Annotated in this window: 12 protein-coding genes and 5 pseudogenes; 8 read left to right on the forward strand and 9 right to left on the reverse strand. The window is 73.6% G+C overall.

Features of this window, described 5'->3' with window-relative positions; genetic code table 11:
* Positions 1-15: 15 nt before the first annotated feature.
* Positions 16-324 (reverse strand): immunity 53 family protein, encoded by a 309-nt coding sequence (locus DRB96_RS41005; RefSeq protein ID WP_112452920.1) that lies wholly within the window; start codon positions 322-324, stop codon positions 16-18.
* A gap of 160 nt (positions 325-484) precedes the next feature.
* Here DRB96_RS41005 and DRB96_RS41010 point away from each other — a divergent pair, with 160 nt between their 5' ends.
* The 4 genes and pseudogenes from DRB96_RS41010 (at position 485) to DRB96_RS41020 (ending at position 3,568) form a co-directional block, all read left to right on the forward strand.
* On the forward strand, positions 485-2,047 hold the full coding sequence (locus tag DRB96_RS41010; protein ID WP_239517836.1) for a multicopper oxidase domain-containing protein: 1,563 nt from the start codon (positions 485-487) through the stop codon (positions 2,045-2,047).
* A 55-nt stretch (positions 2,048-2,102) separates the two neighbouring features.
* Positions 2,103-2,300, forward strand: a pseudogene (locus DRB96_RS41015) (hypothetical protein); the annotation flags it as partial.
* A 69-nt stretch (positions 2,301-2,369) separates the two neighbouring features.
* A pseudogene (locus tag DRB96_RS45620) lies at positions 2,370-2,588 on the forward strand (hypothetical protein); the annotation flags it as partial.
* A gap of 122 nt (positions 2,589-2,710) precedes the next feature.
* Positions 2,711-3,568, forward strand: coding sequence for a fumarylacetoacetate hydrolase family protein (locus DRB96_RS41020; protein ID WP_112452922.1), 858 nt, complete (start codon positions 2,711-2,713; stop codon positions 3,566-3,568).
* A gap of 107 nt (positions 3,569-3,675) precedes the next feature.
* Here DRB96_RS41020 and DRB96_RS41025 read toward each other — a convergent pair whose 3' ends face one another.
* The gene (locus tag DRB96_RS41025) at positions 3,676-4,770 is read right to left on the reverse strand and encodes a Gfo/Idh/MocA family oxidoreductase (protein ID WP_112454411.1); all 1,095 of its coding nucleotides are present in this window, start codon (positions 4,768-4,770) and stop codon (positions 3,676-3,678) included.
* A 56-nt stretch (positions 4,771-4,826) separates the two neighbouring features.
* Between DRB96_RS41025 and DRB96_RS41030 the strand changes: the two are divergent.
* Together DRB96_RS41030 and fusA are read left to right on the forward strand one after the other, a co-directional pair.
* Positions 4,827-5,234 (forward strand): annotated as a pseudogene (locus DRB96_RS41030) (MarR family transcriptional regulator); the annotation flags it as partial.
* Between the two features lie 101 nt (positions 5,235-5,335).
* Positions 5,336-7,393, forward strand: coding sequence for an elongation factor G (fusA, locus tag DRB96_RS41035; protein ID WP_112452923.1), 2,058 nt, complete (start codon positions 5,336-5,338; stop codon positions 7,391-7,393).
* Positions 7,394-7,659: 266 nt separating this feature from the next.
* Here fusA and DRB96_RS41040 read toward each other — a convergent pair whose 3' ends face one another.
* The 3 genes and pseudogenes from DRB96_RS41040 to DRB96_RS41050 all read right to left on the reverse strand — a co-directional run bounded on the left by DRB96_RS41040 (position 7,660) and on the right by DRB96_RS41050 (position 10,778).
* Positions 7,660-8,034, reverse strand: a complete 375-nt coding sequence (locus tag DRB96_RS41040; RefSeq protein WP_112452924.1) for a hypothetical protein — start codon at positions 8,032-8,034, stop codon at positions 7,660-7,662.
* 681 nt (positions 8,035-8,715) lie between these two features.
* A pseudogene (locus DRB96_RS45625) lies at positions 8,716-9,414 on the reverse strand (IclR family transcriptional regulator C-terminal domain-containing protein); the annotation flags it as partial.
* Between the two features lie 836 nt (positions 9,415-10,250).
* Positions 10,251-10,778 carry a sigma-70 family RNA polymerase sigma factor gene (locus tag DRB96_RS41050; RefSeq protein ID WP_239516627.1) on the reverse strand — a complete coding sequence of 176 codons (528 nt, stop codon included), beginning with the start codon at positions 10,776-10,778 and terminating at the stop codon, positions 10,251-10,253.
* Positions 10,779-11,123: 345 nt separating this feature from the next.
* Between DRB96_RS41050 and DRB96_RS41055 the strand changes: the two genes are divergently transcribed.
* Together DRB96_RS41055 and DRB96_RS41060 are read left to right on the forward strand one after the other, a co-directional pair.
* Positions 11,124-11,741 carry a hypothetical protein gene (locus tag DRB96_RS41055; RefSeq protein ID WP_112452926.1) on the forward strand — a complete coding sequence of 206 codons (618 nt, stop codon included), beginning with the start codon at positions 11,124-11,126 and terminating at the stop codon, positions 11,739-11,741.
* Positions 11,742-11,756: 15 nt separating this feature from the next.
* Positions 11,757-12,203 (forward strand): DoxX family membrane protein, encoded by a 447-nt coding sequence (locus tag DRB96_RS41060; protein WP_112452927.1) that lies wholly within the window; start codon positions 11,757-11,759, stop codon positions 12,201-12,203.
* 125 nt (positions 12,204-12,328) lie between these two features.
* Here DRB96_RS41060 and DRB96_RS41065 read toward each other — a convergent pair whose 3' ends face one another.
* From DRB96_RS41065 to DRB96_RS41075, 4 genes and pseudogenes are all read right to left on the reverse strand, one after another.
* A complete protein-coding gene (locus DRB96_RS41065) occupies positions 12,329-12,928 on the reverse strand; it encodes an HD domain-containing protein (RefSeq protein WP_204357954.1) in 600 nt (199 codons plus the stop codon).
* 6 nt (positions 12,929-12,934) lie between these two features.
* A complete protein-coding gene (codA, locus tag DRB96_RS41070; protein WP_275432059.1) occupies positions 12,935-14,242 on the reverse strand; it encodes a cytosine deaminase in 1,308 nt (435 codons plus the stop codon).
* A 64-nt stretch (positions 14,243-14,306) separates the two neighbouring features.
* Complete coding sequence (locus DRB96_RS43535) at positions 14,307-14,474, reverse strand: hypothetical protein (protein ID WP_162688941.1); 168 nt, start codon at positions 14,472-14,474, stop codon at positions 14,307-14,309.
* Positions 14,475-14,629: 155 nt separating this feature from the next.
* A pseudogene (locus DRB96_RS41075) lies at positions 14,630-14,839 on the reverse strand (zinc ribbon domain-containing protein); the annotation flags it as partial.
* Positions 14,840-14,849 lie beyond the last annotated feature (10 nt).

Consider the following 14,849-nt stretch of genomic DNA (forward strand, 5'->3'; position numbering starts at 1 on the left):
GAAGCGGCCCACCGCTCAGGGAGTGGGCGTGGTCGCCCAGGTGCGGAAGAGCCCAAGGGCCTCGGCGAGGTTTCCGGGGCCGCACGCGGCGCGGAAGGTGTTCTCGGCGGTCCAGACCCAGACCCAGTCCCGCGTGCTGCGATTGACGTCCTGGCGGGGGTGTTCGCGTCCTTCCAGGTCCGTTTCCTTCAGATCTATCTCGATCGTCCAGCCGGGATTGTCGAGTGTGGCGATCTTCACGCCCCACTCGTGCTCCCAGTCGCCGTCGCACTGCTCCGCGTACCAGTCCTGCAGCCAGGCAAGAAGATCGTTCGAATCGCTCATGACAGGGATGTTAAGGGAGTCGTGCGCTCGGCCTCGGGCGTGACCGCCGGTACGGGGCGCATCCGGGCCCGCGCCCCTGAAGCGTCTCGGGGGCGGTGTCGGGGTCGGCCCCGGGTGGTCCCTGATGTGGGACGCGAACGCCGTCTGTACCGTCATGGTCATGTCGAAAAGTGGGAACAATGTGACCGGCGGCAAGCGCCGAATGCCGGGTTGGAAGCGGGCGTTGCTGATTCTCGGTTCGCTCGTCGCGACCTTCGCCCTTGTCATCGGCTCGCTGTTCACCTGGCTCTACACCGGGGCCAAGGTGTCCACCGTCGGCGAGGTGGACTTCCACAACGCCCTCGCGGTGCCGCCCCTCGCCGCGTCCACCGTGGACGCGGACGGGACCCGCGTCTTCGACCTGCGCATGCAGGCGGGGGAGACCGAGTTCACCCCCGGGAGCAAGACCCCGACCTGGGGGTTCAACGGCAGCTACCTCGGCCCCACCCTCCGCGCGGCGAAGGGCGAGAAGGTCCGGGTGAAGGTGGCCAACACCCTGCCCGAGGAATCCACCGTCCACTGGCACGGCATGCACCTGCCCGCCGCGATGGACGGCGGCCCCCACCAGATGGTGCCGGCGGGCGGCAACTGGGCCCCCGAGTGGACGATCGAGCAGCCGGCCGCGACCCTCTGGTACCACCCGCATCCGCACGGTGAGACCGAGACGCACGTCCAGCGCGGCCTCGCGGGCCTGTTCCTGCTGGACGACACGGCGTCGGCGGCCCTGCCCCTGCCCAAGTCGTACGGGGTGGATGACATCCCGGTCATCGTCCAGGACGTGACCTTCGACGGCGCGAAGTTCGACCACGGCCACAAGCTGATGCGCAACGTCGGCTTCCTCGGCGACCGGACGATGGTCAACGGCACGCTGGACCCGTACGTCACCGTCCAGGACGAACTGGTCCGGCTGCGCCTGCTGAACGCCTCCACCGCCCGCGTCTACACCTTCGGCTTCGACGACGGCCGCACGTTCCGGCAGATCGCCTCGGACGGCGGCCTCCTCGAAGCCCCCCACACGGCCGACCGCCTGGTCCTCTCGCCGGGGGAGCGCGCGGAGATCGTCGTACGGATGAAGCCGGGCGAGCGGACGGTCCTGCGCTCCTACCCCCTGGACGCCGGCCTGGACTTCTGGAACCAGCGCTTCGGTGGCGGCGACGACTCCTTCGACGTGATGCAGCTGCGCGCGGCGCCCACCCTGAGGCCGTCGGCAGAGCTGCCCGGGGCGCTGGTGGCATCGGCGCTCCCCACCGGTGAGGACTCGGCGCGCAACCGCTTCTTCGAGCTCAAGGCGTCCGGCATCAACGGTCGGAAGATGGACATGTCCCGGGTGGACGAGACGGTCACCCGCGGCACGGCCGAGACCTGGACCCTGCGCAACGACGACGGGATGCCGCACAACTTCCACGTCCACGACGTGCAGTTCCGCATACTCGACATCAACGGCGTGGCTCCGCCGCCGCCGTTGCGCGGGCCGAAGGACACCGTCTTCATCCCGTCCGGTTCGACGGTCCGCATCGCGCTGCGCTTCGACGGTCCCGCGGACCCGGATACCCCGTACATGTTCCACTGCCACCTGCTGTACCACGAGGACAAGGGCATGATGGGCCAGTTCGTGGTGGTCGAACCGGGCCAGTCGGCGGGCACCCTGAAGCCCCCGCCCTCGACCGGCTCACACCAGCACTAGGACGTCCCTCACGGCCTGGCCGGCCGGGTGCGCGCTCACTGCCGTGCACCCGGCCCGGAAGGGTGGGGCGGCACCATGGGGGGAACAGAACGGACAGGCCGAGCGTCGGCGCATCCGACGCAGACGCAAGCTCCGCCTGAAGGAAGCCCTGCTCGGCAGGTCCCGGGGCGGCCTGACCAGCAAGATTCATCTCGCCGCGGACCGCAGAGGCCGGCGGCCCCGCTTGGTTCTGACCGCCGGGCGGGCCGGGGACGAGGTCGCCGCGGCGATGGCCGGGGTGAGCGCCGAGCAGCGCGAGGTCATGCGCAAGCTGGGCGGCGTACTGCCCCTGCTGTCCTTCGGGACGCTGGTCACCGCCGCCCTGGTGCCGCTGGCCGCCGGGCTGTACCTGGTCACCACCACCGCCTGGTCGGTGGCCGAGCGGATCTGGCTCCAGCACCGCAAGGACCGGGCCGCCGAGCGGGAGGTGGAGCGGGCCGCACAGCGGGACGCGGAGCGGGCCGAGCAGGAGATCGCCGGAGCGGGGCGTTCCAGTCTGTGAACTGGGTCTTGCGGATTGGGCCGACTTCTTGGAGGATCGACCAATCCTCCGATGGCCGCAACCCATCGGCCGGCCCGGGGCACGCCCATGGGCCGACCACCCACGACCACGGGAGAATGCCCATGAAGCTGCTGCGTGTAGGACCCGTCGGGTCGGAGCGCCCCGCGCTGCTCGATCAGGACGGGACCCTGCGGGACCTGTCCGGCCTGATCACGGATGTGGACGGCGCGCTGCTCGCCGACGACTCCGTGCTGTCCCGGGTACGGGACGCGGCCGAGTCCGGTGAGCTCCCGGTGCTGGACGCCGAGGGTCTGCGGATCGGGTCCGCCGTCGGCCGCATAGGCAAGGTCGTGGGCATCGGCCTGAACTACCACGGGCACGCGGCCGAGGTCGGCGCCGAGGCGCCGGCCGAGCCGATCCTCTTCCTCAAGGCCTCCGACACCGTGGTCGGCCCCGACGACACCGTGCTGGTGCCGCGCGGCAGCGTCAAGACCGACTGGGAGGCCGAGCTCGGCGTCGTCATCGGCAGCACCGCCCGCTACCTGGCCTCCGCCGAGGAGGGCCTCGCGCACGTCGGCGGGTACGTGCTGGTCAACGACGTGACCGAGCGAGCCTTCCAGAACGAGCGCGGCGGCACCTGGGACAAGGGCAAGAACTGCGAGACCTTCACGCCGCTCGGCCCCTGGCTGGTCACCGCCGACGAGGTCCCGGACCCGCAGGTCCTCGACGTCAAGCTGTGGGTCAACGGCGAGCTCAAGCAGGACGGCCACACCTCGGACCAGATCTTCCCGGTCGGCGAGGTCGTGCGGTACGTGAGCCAGTTCATGACCCTGTACCCGGGCGACGTCCTGATCACCGGCACCCCGGCCGGCGTGGCCGCGGGCCAGCCGGAGCCGAAGCCGTTCCTGCGGGCCGGCGACGTGGTGGAGCTGGAGATCGACGGCCTCGGCCGTCAGCGCCAGGAGTTCAAGAGCGCTTAGGGCGCTTAGGGCGCGTAGGGCGCGTTGCGGAAGGGGCGGTGCCGTCGTCGACGGCGCCGCCCCTTTCCCGTCGGATCCCGGCCGGCAGACTGCGGGCCCCGGCGGGGTCAGAGCTCCACCGTCACTCCGTCCCTCGACGACTTGCGCGCCGCCTCCAGCACGTCCAGGCACTGCGCCGCCTCCAGCGCCGTGACCGGGGCCGGCCCGCCGCCGCGCAGCGCGGCGGCCACGGCCGCGTAGTACGCCGGGTAGTCGCCCGGCACCGTCGGCACCGGCAGGCCGCCGCCGGTCAGCGGGGACTCCCCGGAGCCCAGCCGGCCCCACAGGTGCTCGGGCTCCTCGCCCCACGTGCGGTCGGGGTCGCCCGGTCGCAGCCCGTCGCGCAGTGCGCCCTCCTGGGGGTCGAGCCCGTACTTGACGTAGCCCGCGCGGGAGCCGAGCACCCGGAACCGCGGCCCCAGCTGGGCCGTGGTGGCGCTGACGTACAGGTGCGAGCGGACCCCGCTCGCGTGCGTGACGGCGATGAAGGTGTCGTCGTCGGCCTCCGCGCCCGGGCGGCGCACGTCGGCCTCGGCGTAGACCCGTACGGCCGGGCCGAACAGCACCAGCGCCTGGTCGACGACGTGGCTGCCGAGGTCGTACAGCAGCCCGCCGATCTCCTCCGGCGCGCCCGATTCCCGCCAGCCGCCCTTGAGCTGCGGGCGCCAGCGCTCGAAGCGGGACTCGAAGCGCTGGACGTCGCCCAGCTCGCCGTCGGCGAGGAGGCGGCGCAGCGTGAGGAAGTCGTTGTCCCAGCGGCGGTTCTGGAAGACGGACAGGAAGGTCCCGGTCCGGTCGGAGAGCCAGGCCAGTTCGCGCGCCTCGGCGGCGGTGGCGGCGAGCGGCTTGTCCACGACCACCGGGACGCCGGCGGTGAGGGCGGCGGTGGCGAGCGGGACGTGCGTCTTGTTGGGGGAGGCGATGACGACCAGGTCGAGGGCGGGGGACCGGCCCCGGTCCCACAGCTCGGCGGCGCTGCCGGTGATCCGGACGTCCGGGTGGGCCTCGCGCACCTGGGCGGCGCGGCCCGGGTCCGAGGTGACGACGGTGTCGAGGACGAGGCCTTCGGTCGCGGACACGAGCGGGGCGTGGAAGACGGAACCGGCGAGTCCGTAGCCGATGAGTCCGACGCGGAGGGGGGTGGCGGGGGCGGTGTCGTTCATGGCGACCACTTTGGCAACAGTGTTGCCTAAGTGCAAGGAGGGTGGACAATGGGCAGGTGGACAGGGGTAGCGGTAGCGGTGGCGGGGACAAGGGCGGCGGCGTGAACCTGCCGCTGCTGCGCGGGCACAACGACGCGCTGGTGCTGGACCTGCTGCGCGCCGCCGGCCCCGGGGGCCTGGGCCGCGCGGACCTCGCGGACCGTACGGGGCTCACCCCGCAGGCCGTCAGCAAGATCACGGCACGGCTCCGGGGCGACGGGCTGGTGGCCGACGCCGGGCGCGAGGCGTCCACGGGCGGCAAGCCGCGCACGCTGCTGAAACTGGTGCGGGAGGCGCGGTACGCGGTCGGGGTGCATCTGGACCGCGACGAGCTCACGGCGGTACGGGTGGACCTCGCCGGTCGCGTCGTCGCCGACTGGCGGGGTCCGCTGGACTTCGGGGCCGGTCCGGACGTGGCGGTGGAGGAGGCGGTACGGGCGGTCCATCGGGTGTGCGGTGGGTCGGGTGGTGTGGGTGGTGGTGGTGTCGGTGGGCCGGCCATGCCTAGTCTCGTGGGCTCGGGAATGTGTATAAGAGACAGGCCCTCGCCACCATCCGTAATCTGGGCATCCTCGCGCACGTGGACGCGGGCAAGACGACGATCACCGAACGGATCCTGTTCGCCACCGGCGCCGTGCACAAGCGCGGCGAGGTCCACGACGGCACCACCGTCACCGACTTCGACCCGCAGGAACGCGACCGGGGCATCACCATCTCCGCGGCGGCCGTGAGCTGCGCCTGGGGCGGCCACCGCCTCAACCTGATCGACACCCCCGGCCACGTCGACTTCTCCGACGAGGTGGAGCGTTCGCTGCGGGTGCTCGACGGGGCGGTCGCGGTGTTCGACGCCGTCGCGGGCGTCGAGCCGCAGAGCGAGACGGTGTGGCGGCAGGCGGACCGGCACGGCGTGCCGCGGATCGCCTTCGTCAACAAGCTGGACCGGGCGGGCGCGGACCTGGACACCGCGGTCGCCTCGATCCGGGAGCGGCTGGGCACCGTACCGCTGGTCGTCCAACTGCCCATCGGGCGCGAGGACGGCTTCACCGGCGTGGTCGACCTCCTGCGGATGCGCGCGCTGGTCTGGCACACCGGATCCGACACGTGCGAGACCGGACCGGTCCCCGAGCCGCTGCGCGAGGAGGCCGGCCGCCGGCGCCGGGCACTGGAGGAGGCGGTGGCCGAACTCCACCCGGCCGCGCTGGAGGAGTTCTGCGCGACGGCGGCCCTGACCGCGCACACCCTGGCCGCCGCGCTGCGCGACCTGACCCTCAGCGGGGACGGCGTCGTGGTGCTGTGCGGCTCGGCGTACCGCAACCGGGGTGTCGAACCGCTGCTCGACGCGGTGCTGGCGTACCTGCCTTCGCCCGCCGACGTACCGGCCGTACGCGGCCTGCGGGCCGGCTCGGAACAGGAGCGCGCCGCCGACCCGGCGGAGCCCTTCACCGCCCTGGCGTTCAAGGTGACGGCGACGGCCACCGGGCGGCTCACCTACGTGCGCGTCTACGCGGGTACGGCGCGCAAGGGGGAAACGGTGCTGGACGCCGGTACGGGCCGCACGGAGCGGATCGGCCGGATCCTGCGCGTGCAGGCCGACCGGCACGAGGAGATGGAGGAGGTGACGGCCGGTGACATCGTCGCCGTGGTGGGGCTGAAGAACGTACGTGCCGGGGCGACCCTGTGCGCGCCGTCGGCGCCCGTGGTCCTCGAACCGCCCCTGGTGGCGGAACCGGTGGTGACGGTCGCGGTGGAGGCCCGGCGCAGCGCCGACGTCGGCCGGCTGTCGTCGGCACTGGCGCGGCTCGTCGTCGAGGACCCCTCCCTCGTGGTGCGGTCCGACCCGGAGACCGGGCAGACCGTGCTGTCGGGGATGGGCGAGCTCCATCTGGAGGTCGCGGTGGAGAAGATCCGCCGCGGCCACGGGCTGGACGTCGCCGTCGGCCGGCCGCAGGTGTCCTACCGGGAGACCGTGGTGCGGGGCGTGACGGGCCTGGTGTACCGGCACGTCAAACAGGACGGCGGCGCGGGGCAGTTCGCCCACGTCGTCGTGGACGTCGAACCGTGGGAGGAGGCGGGGATGGAGTTCGGGTCGACGGTCGTCGGCGGCCGGGTGCCCCTGGAGTACGTGCGTGCCGTGGAGGCCGGCTGCCGGGACGCCCTCGCGGAGGGCCCCCTGGGCGGCTACCCGGTGACCGGACTGCGGGTCACGCTCACCGACGGCGCGACCCACTCCAAGGACTCCTCGGAGATGGCGTTCCGGGCGGCGGGGCGGTTCGCGCTGCGCGAGGCGCTGCGAGCGAGCGCGATGGAACTGCTGGAACCGGTCGTGGAGGTCGCGGTCACCGTTCCGGAGGACTCCGTCGGCGGGGTGCTCGGCGATCTCGCGGCCCGCCGGGGGAAGGTCTCGGGCTCCACTTCCCGGGCCGGTACCGCCGTGGTCACGGCGGCCGTTCCGCTGGCGGAGCTCTTCGGCTACGCGTCCGGGCTACGCGGCCGGACCCGGGGCCGGGGCACCTTCACCACCCGGCCGGCCGCGGCGGCGCCCGTACCGCGGTCGGTGGCCGAGGCGGTCCTGGCCGCGCGGTAACCGCGGGGAGGGCGCCGGCCTCGTCCCCTCCCTGCCCTGCCCCGACGCGTCGGGGCAGGACAGGGTTCCTCCCGGTCCGCGCGATCACGAAGGTCGAGGAGGAGGCCCGGCGCCTCTACGTCGACCTCACCAAGGGGGAGATCGCGGACGCTCCGGAGTTCGACCGGGACGAGAACCTCGGCAGCGCGGAGTACCGCTCCGCGCTCAGCGCGTACTACGCTCCGGCGCGTCCCTCACCGGCCACCCCGCCTGAGGCGCCCGAGGAGCTACGGACCTTCGTCGTAGGTCCCCGCCTCGATCTCGAGGGCGAGTTCCTGGAGGACCTCGATCGCGGAGACGTCCGTCCGGCCGTTGTCGTGCGCGATGGCGAGGCTGGTGAAGGCCAGGCTGAAACCTGAAACCATCGTGTGCAGGGCCGGGCCGAGGGCCTCGGCGACCAGCGTCGCCACCTGCCGCGGCGAGGCGTCGGCCGGCACGCTGATCGACGGCAGCATCTCGTTCAGGAGCGTCGTGGCCACTCCGGCCGCCGCCTCCTCCGGGCCGCCCTCGGCGTCCTCCTCGCCCGTCTCGACGGCCCGGCGGATGTCCTGGGCCTCGGTGAGGATGCCGATCACTCGCTTGAGTACCTCTGCGCGTTCCACCTGGTGAGCGTAGTCCCGCTCCCGGACACGGCGCGCGTGCCTTCCGAAATCAGCGCGCGCGGGATGACCGCGCCCGCGGGCCCCGCCCCGGCGGCGCGGCCCGCCCGGGCGGAGTACGGCATTCCACTGGACTGCCCAGTGCTAGTGCTGTGACCGGAAAGGTTCACCGGGTCGCGGCGCCCGGCACGGCACCTCGCCGCGTTGTCGGACCACCGAAGTACGTCCAGTACAAGCGGCCCTCCGCCCGGGGGCCCCTCCCAGCGGTAGCTGGGGGAGAGGCACCGCACCGGACACCGCGACCCGGCAAACCTTCCCGGCCGCAGCACTAGTGCTGTGACCGGAAAGGTTCACCGGGTCTGATGCTGTGCTGGCAGGATCGCTCCGTGGATCTTTCTGAGGGGCTGGCTGAGTGGACGGATTGGGACGGTGCCGCCTTCGTGGTGGGCCGCTCGGTCCGGACGGGTCCGCCCGGCCGCCCCGCCCCGGGGTGCCCGCGGCCCGGCTCAGCGGTGTCCGGAAGACGCTGCGCAGGTGCCGCAGCGTCTCCGCGGTGACCGGAACGGGCCCCGGCGGGACCCCCGGCACACCGGGGCCGGACCCGACCCCGGCCTCGGTGCCGTCCGCCGGGTCGCCAGTGCCGTCCGCCGGGTCCCCGGCGGCGTCCGGCGGGATCGCCCCCGCCAGCAGCAGCGCCAGCAGCACCGGGACCGCCTTGCGCCGCAGCGCCCCGGTGGCCCGGCCCAGCCGGTGCGCGTGCGCGCCGGGCAGCGACAGCGCGAGGCTGCCGGCCCCGTCGCCGAGCGCGAGGGGAACCGCCGCGCAGACCACGCCGGGCGCGTATTCGAGCAGGTCGAAGACGGGCGCCCCGGGCGCCACCGCGTCCAGCGCGGTGAACAGGGCCCGGCTGTCGGTGATGGTCCGCTCGGTGAGCCGGGCCGGCCGGTGCCGGGCCACGTGGTCGGCGCGGCCGTCGTGGTCGAGCTGGCTCAGCAGGCACTTGCCCACCGCGCTCGCGTGCGCGGCGTCCCGGAAGTCCACCCACTCCCGCACGGGCGGGGCGCCGGGCCCGTCCGCCATCTGGGTGATCCGGACCTCCCCCTCCGCGTACCGGCTCAGGTACACGGCCGCGCCCGCGCTGTCCCGGGCCAGTGCCAGCGTGCGCTGGAGCTGCCCCGCGAGACCCCGACCGCACGGGGCCGCGAGCCGGTCGAGGGCGGGCCCGGGCGCGTACACGCCGACGCCGGGGCGGTACGCGTACTCCTCCTCGCAGAGCATCGACAGCAGGGGCCCGAGCTCCGCCTCGGCCAGCCCGGCCTCCCGCCCGAGCAGGCCCGCGCGCACCCCGAGCGGCCGCCGCTCGAGGACGCGTACGACGGCCAGGGCGCTGCGCGCCCGCGCCAGCGCCTCGCCCCCGCCGGGCTGTACGACGGTCGTGCGGGACGCGGCCGTCAGCGCGGGGTGGCGCAGCGGGCCCGCGCCCAGCCGGGGGCGGCGCACCGGAGCCGCCGGCGGCAAGAAGGCGTCCAGTGCCCCGGACACTCCCGGTCTGGGCAGCGGCACCGGGCCCAGGTCGGGATCGTCGACCTGGTCGACGTAGCGCAGGACGGCCGCCTGCGCGCACAGCCGCACCTCCCGCAGGTCCCGGTGCCCGCGCGGCCGGAAGCGGCGCCGGCCCAGCTCCCGCGCCCAGACCCGGGCGTCGTGGTGCTCACCGCGCCGGGAGTGGTCCAGGAAGAGGCAGTACGCGGCGTGCGTGGTCCGGGCCCGCCCGGACCCGGCGGCGAACTGCCACCAGAACCGGGCCCCTTCGCGCAGGCCGGCCAGGTGCAGCAGGCAGCCGAAGACCACGGCCCCGGGCAGGTCGGCGTGGCCGCCGGCCGCGAACGCGTCGAGCCGCTCCCGGGCCCCCCGTCCGCACACCGAGGCCAGACAGGCGGCCTTGAGGTCGCGCCCGGCCCGTTCGGAGTCCAGCGGGAGGTCCCGCGAGGGATCGCTCCACCCCGTCGGGCGGCGCCGGCTCGGGGCCGTGCCGCGCCGGGGCCCGGGCGGCTTGGGCTTCGGCGCCGGGGCCCCGGCGCCGCGCAGCAACCGGGCCTCCGCGGCGCCGAGGTCGTAGTGCGGGTAGCGGTCGCGCACGCTCGCCCGGGCCAGGAACTGCTCCAGGGAGCGCGGGAGTCCGCCGTCCTCGCGCCGGACGCCGCGGCTCGTGCCCCGGCTCATGACTCTGCTGCCGTGTCGAGCAGCAGGGCGAGCCGCCGCTGCGCCTGGCCGAGCTGCGAGCGGACCGTTGCCTCGTCGACGCCCATCATGGCGGCGGCCTCGGCGGGGGTGCATTGGAGCCCGTACCGCAGCAGCACGGCGTCGCGCTGCCGTTCGGCGAGCCGGGAGACGGCGGAGTAGAAGCGGATGGTGTCGGTGAGCACCTCGTACTGGTCGGCTTCCGCGTGGGCCTCCTTGAGCGCTGCCTCGAAGGCACTGATGTCCATCGGCTCCGGCCAGGGGCTGCGGCGGTACTGCCGGTCGACTATCCGCTGCTTGAGCACGGTCCAGGCGTAGGCGTCGAGGCGGTCCATGTGCAGCATCCGCAGCCATTCGCCCATGATCGAGTCGAAGGCGGCGTCCACCGCCTCCTCGGCCGCCGCGTCCGTGCCCAACTGCAGGAACGCGAACCGCATGTAGGCCGGGCGCCGGTCGGCGTGGAAGGCCCAGTACGACAGGCGCGCCGTCGAATCCCACTGGCTCATGGGGGTCGGCCGCCGTCGCCGGCTCGGCAGACCCACGGCCCCGCCACCGGACTCCTCCGGTCCGCTGCCATCGCTCACCGCTCCACCCCATCCCGTGTGCGGGGCAAGGAAATCAGCGCGGGCGCACTCGGAGGGCGTAGAGATGAAACATAGAAGGATTACGTTCGGTGATGATCGACTCCTGATCGATGTCGACCACGCGAGGCCTCAACCAGCGCAAACGCATATGCCGATCTCCTGTGCGCCCGGTCCGCCCCGCCGGCGGGGGCGCACGGCGTGTGACCATCCCAAGATTCACTCGTTTGTCGGAGCGTGGGCACAACACAGCGATTCGGATCCACCGCCGTGGAACAGGCCGAGGCCGTCCTCGTCGAGCAGTACCCCCAACTGGTGCGGCTCGCCTACGTGACGCTGCCGGTCTCGCTCGGCCGCCATACCCGGGTGCTCCCCGCGCACAAGGCGGTCCAGCGGGCCCTCCCGCGCGGCGGCCGGGGCGCGGCGGGAGCCGCGGCCGGGCGCGACAGCCCGGGCGGTCCGCTGGCGGAGGTGCGCGTACGGGTCCTGCGCGCGAGCCTCGCTCCGTCCGGCCGGTCCCGCCTCGCCGCGGCCGCGCTCGGCTGGCCCCCGGTCCCGCCCTTCGTGTGGGGGCTGCGGCTGTGGCCCCCGGCGGGCGGGATCGACGAGGTGTCCCAGGCGCTGGCCGGGGTGCCGGGGCCGGTCCGGGCCGCCTTCGTGCTGCACCGCGTCGACGGGCTGCCGGAGGAGGCGGTCGCCCGGCTGCTCGGCGCGGCCGGGGTGGCGGACCCGCCGGACGCGGTGCGCGAGGCGCTGGCCGCCTGGAACCGGTGGGCGGGCGCAGCCCCGGGGACGGCGGGACCGGGGACCCACCCGGCCCCCGCCCGGCCAACCCCTTGCCAGGCGGGTCCCCTTGCCTCGAAACTGACACATCGTCAGATTAATTGAGGGAAGGAACCGAGGATGCAGACCATCTGGCTCGGCGGACCCGAGTGGGTCGCCGTTCTGCGGATCGGGCTCGGGCTGTGGTGGCTGGAGAGCTGGCGGCACAAGGACAAGAAGGACTGGTTCGGCGGAGGCGGCATCCGCTGGGCCGCCGGGGTGGCCGCCGAGCACCGCTGGGGGTTCGTCACGCGCGGCTTCGACCTCGTCGTGAAGCCGTACCCGCGCTTCATGGCCTATCTGGTCGCCTACGCGGAGCTGGCGCTCGGGCTCGGCCTCATCGCCGGCTTCCTGACCCCGATAGCCCTGATCGCGGGCCTGGTGCTCAACCTGGTCTACCTGGTGCTGATGATCCACGACTGGGGCGAGCAGGGGCAGAACCTGATGATGGCCCTGATCTCCGGGGTCGCCTTCTTCGCGATGGGCTGGCAGGTCTGGTCCCTGGACAACGCGCTGGGGCTGTTCTGACCCGGGCGGCGGATCGAGCCCCCTGACGGCGGCGGCACCGGGGCCGCGTGCTCACGGCGGCAGCGCCGGAGCCGGGCGCTCACGGCACCGCCGCCGCGCGCTCACGGCGCTGCCGGGCCGCGGCGTCAGACCTGCCGGTCCAGCGGGTTCGCCGCGATCCGGGCCTGCGCGCCGCTCGCCACGTAGGCCGCCGCCGCGCACTGCGGCTTGCGGGCCGCCTGGTCCGAGACGAGTGCGAAGAAGGCCTCGCCGAAGCCGAGCCGCGGGTACTCCGCGAGGAGCGCGGCCGTGAAGACCGGGTCCGCGTCGGTGACCCCGACCCCGGAGACGTCCGCGGTCGTGCCGACCTGGAGCAGGTGGCTCTCCACGTCCTCGGCCGCCGTGACGTCGTCGCGCATGTGCAGCACGATGATCCGCTCGGCGCGCGCCCGGCGCTTCGCCGGCCAGCCCAGGCCCGCCGTCAGGACGCGGGCGACGTGCCCGCCGGCCTCCTCGAAGGGCAGGGTGTGGCTGTCGAAGGGCGCGGTCAGCCCGAGGTCGTGCACGAGCGCGCTGACGTAGAGGAGCTCCCGGTCGTACGAGAGCCCGTGCCGGTCCGCGTACTCGGCCGCGAAGGCGTACGAGCGGACGGAGTGGTTCAGCAGCGCCGCGTCCGTGTACTCGCCCGCGATCTCCAGCGCGGCGCGGGCCGACGGAGTGTCAAGTGTCCATGTCACAAAGGTCATGGGAGGTCAGCGTAGGCGGCGGCGGAAGTCCACCTCCGACGGGCCCGTATCCCCCGGCCACGACAGCAGGCGGGCCGGAGCCGCCGGGGTCTCGGCCAGGACCGTGCCGCGGGAGACGACGTAGCGCGGGCGGACCTGGCGGCGGACCGCCTCGGCCGGCGACTCGGCCGGCAGCAGGACGAAGGAGGCCGCGGCGCCCTCGGTGATGCCGTACTCCGCCCCGGACAGGCCGAGGACGCGGGCCGCGCGCTCCGTCACCATCTCGAAGGCCACCGGGATCTCGTCCGCTCCCGTGAGCTGGGCGGCGTAGATCCCGACGAGGGCTGTCTGCAGCGGGTTCCCGGTGCCCAGCGCGTTCCAGGGGTCCATCACGTCGTCGTGGCCGAAGGCCACGTTCACTCCGGCCGCCAGCATCTCCTTGACCTGGGTGAGGCCGCGCCGCTTGGGGTAGGCGTCGAAGCGGCCCTGGAGGCCCAGGTTGGCGAAGGGGTTCGAGACGAGGTTGATCCCGGAGCGCGACAGCAGCCGCTGGAGCTTGTAGCTGTAGGCGCCGCCGTAGGAGCCCATGGCCGTCGTGTGCGAGGCCGTCGCGCGCTCGCGCAGCCCGGAGCGCAGGGCGAGCGCGGCCAGCACCTCCACGAAGCGCGACTGCTCGTCGTCGATCTCGTCGCAGTGCGCGTCGATCCGCAGTCCGTGCTCCTCGGCGAGCGCGAAGGCGATCGACAGCGAGGCCACCCCGTCCTCCCGGGTGTCCTCGAAGTGCGGGATCGCGCCGACCACGTCCGCGCCGCGCCGGACCGCCTCGCGCAGCAGCGCCTCGCCGTCGGGGAAGGAGACGATGCCCTCCTGCGGGAAGGCGACGATCTGCAGGGTCAGCACGTCCCGGACCCGGTCCCGCACCTCCAGCAGCGCATCCAGCGCGGTCAGCGCCGGGTCGGTGGTGTCGCAATGCGTCCGCACGTGCAGCACGCCCTGCGCCGCCTGCCAGCGCAGCACCTCCGTGGCCCGCGCGACCACGTCCTCGCGGGTCAGGGTCCGCTTGCGCTCGCTCCAGCAGGCGATGCCCTCCCAGAGCGTCCCGGAGGCGTTCGGGCGGGGCTCGCCGGCCGTCAGGGCGGTGTCGAGGTGGATGTGCGGTTCGACGAAGGGGGCGCTGAGGAGGCCGCCGTGCGCCTCGATCAGCACCCCCGTCGCGGGTGGCTCCTTCTGGTCGTCGTACGGGATCACGCGCGCGATCCGGCCGTCCTCCGCGACCTCGACGTCGTGCAGGCCTTCGCTGTGGAGCAGCCGGGCGCCCCGGACGATCATCCGCATGGCGCCAGCCTACGCACGCCGCGCCGCCACGGCCCGGCGTGGCCCGGCTTGGTTTCGCGCCGCGTCAGCCGCGCTTGGCCTGGGCCTTCTGCTGCATGCCCCGCGTCTTCGCGGCGATCGACTGCACGTCCCGGACGGCGGCCTTGGCACGGGCTTCGGCCGCCGTGTTCTTCGCCATCGCACGCTCGGAATCCTGGTGGCCGTGCTGACCTGTACGCGCCTTCTTCGCCATGACCGCTGCTCCTCCGCCGGAAAACGGGCTGAACTTCGTACGCAGACCACCTTGCGCCCGTTCGGCCCAGTCGGCATCTCGGACGATCGGGTGACGCGGGCGCGCGATCGGAGGGTTACGTGACTCCTCCCCGCCATAAATGACGGGGCTTCCTGTTACGCCGGGTTGGCGTTGCAGCGGACCAGCCCGGCCCGGTTCAAAACGTTGATCGCGCCCACGGTGTCGGCGTGCGCGGTGTGGCCGCATGCCTGGCAGTGGAATGTGTCTTGCGTGGGGCGGTTCTCCTTCGCGGTGTGCCCGCATTCGGGGCACTCGCGGGAGGTGTTGCGGGGATCCACGGCGATGATTCTCCGGCCGGCGCTTTCGCACGGGGAG

This window comes from Streptomyces sp. ICC1, assembly GCF_003287935.1.
In the GTDB taxonomy this organism is placed as follows: domain Bacteria; phylum Actinomycetota; class Actinomycetes; order Streptomycetales; family Streptomycetaceae; genus Streptomyces; species Streptomyces tritrimontium.

Excerpts from the sequence above, each read along its gene's own strand:
- DRB96_RS41010 (WP_239517836.1), top strand. The coding sequence starts at position 485 with ATGTCGAAAAGTGGGAACAATGTGACCGGCGGCAAGCGCCGAATGCCG.
- DRB96_RS43535 (WP_162688941.1), bottom strand. The coding sequence starts at position 14,474 with ATGGCGAAGAAGGCGCGTACAGGTCAGCACGGCCACCAGGATTCCGAG.
- DRB96_RS41020 (WP_112452922.1), top strand. The coding sequence starts at position 2,711 with ATGAAGCTGCTGCGTGTAGGACCCGTCGGGTCGGAGCGCCCCGCGCTG.
- codA (WP_275432059.1), bottom strand. The coding sequence starts at position 14,242 with ATGCGGATGATCGTCCGGGGCGCCCGGCTGCTCCACAGCGAAGGCCTG.
- DRB96_RS41060 (WP_112452927.1), top strand. The coding sequence starts at position 11,757 with ATGCAGACCATCTGGCTCGGCGGACCCGAGTGGGTCGCCGTTCTGCGG.
- DRB96_RS41025 (WP_112454411.1), bottom strand. The coding sequence starts at position 4,770 with ATGAACGACACCGCCCCCGCCACCCCCCTCCGCGTCGGACTCATCGGC.
- DRB96_RS41005 (WP_112452920.1), bottom strand. The coding sequence starts at position 324 with ATGAGCGATTCGAACGATCTTCTTGCCTGGCTGCAGGACTGGTACGCG.
- DRB96_RS41050 (WP_239516627.1), bottom strand. The coding sequence starts at position 10,778 with ATGAGCCAGTGGGATTCGACGGCGCGCCTGTCGTACTGGGCCTTCCAC.
- DRB96_RS41065 (WP_204357954.1), bottom strand. The coding sequence starts at position 12,928 with ATGACCTTTGTGACATGGACACTTGACACTCCGTCGGCCCGCGCCGCG.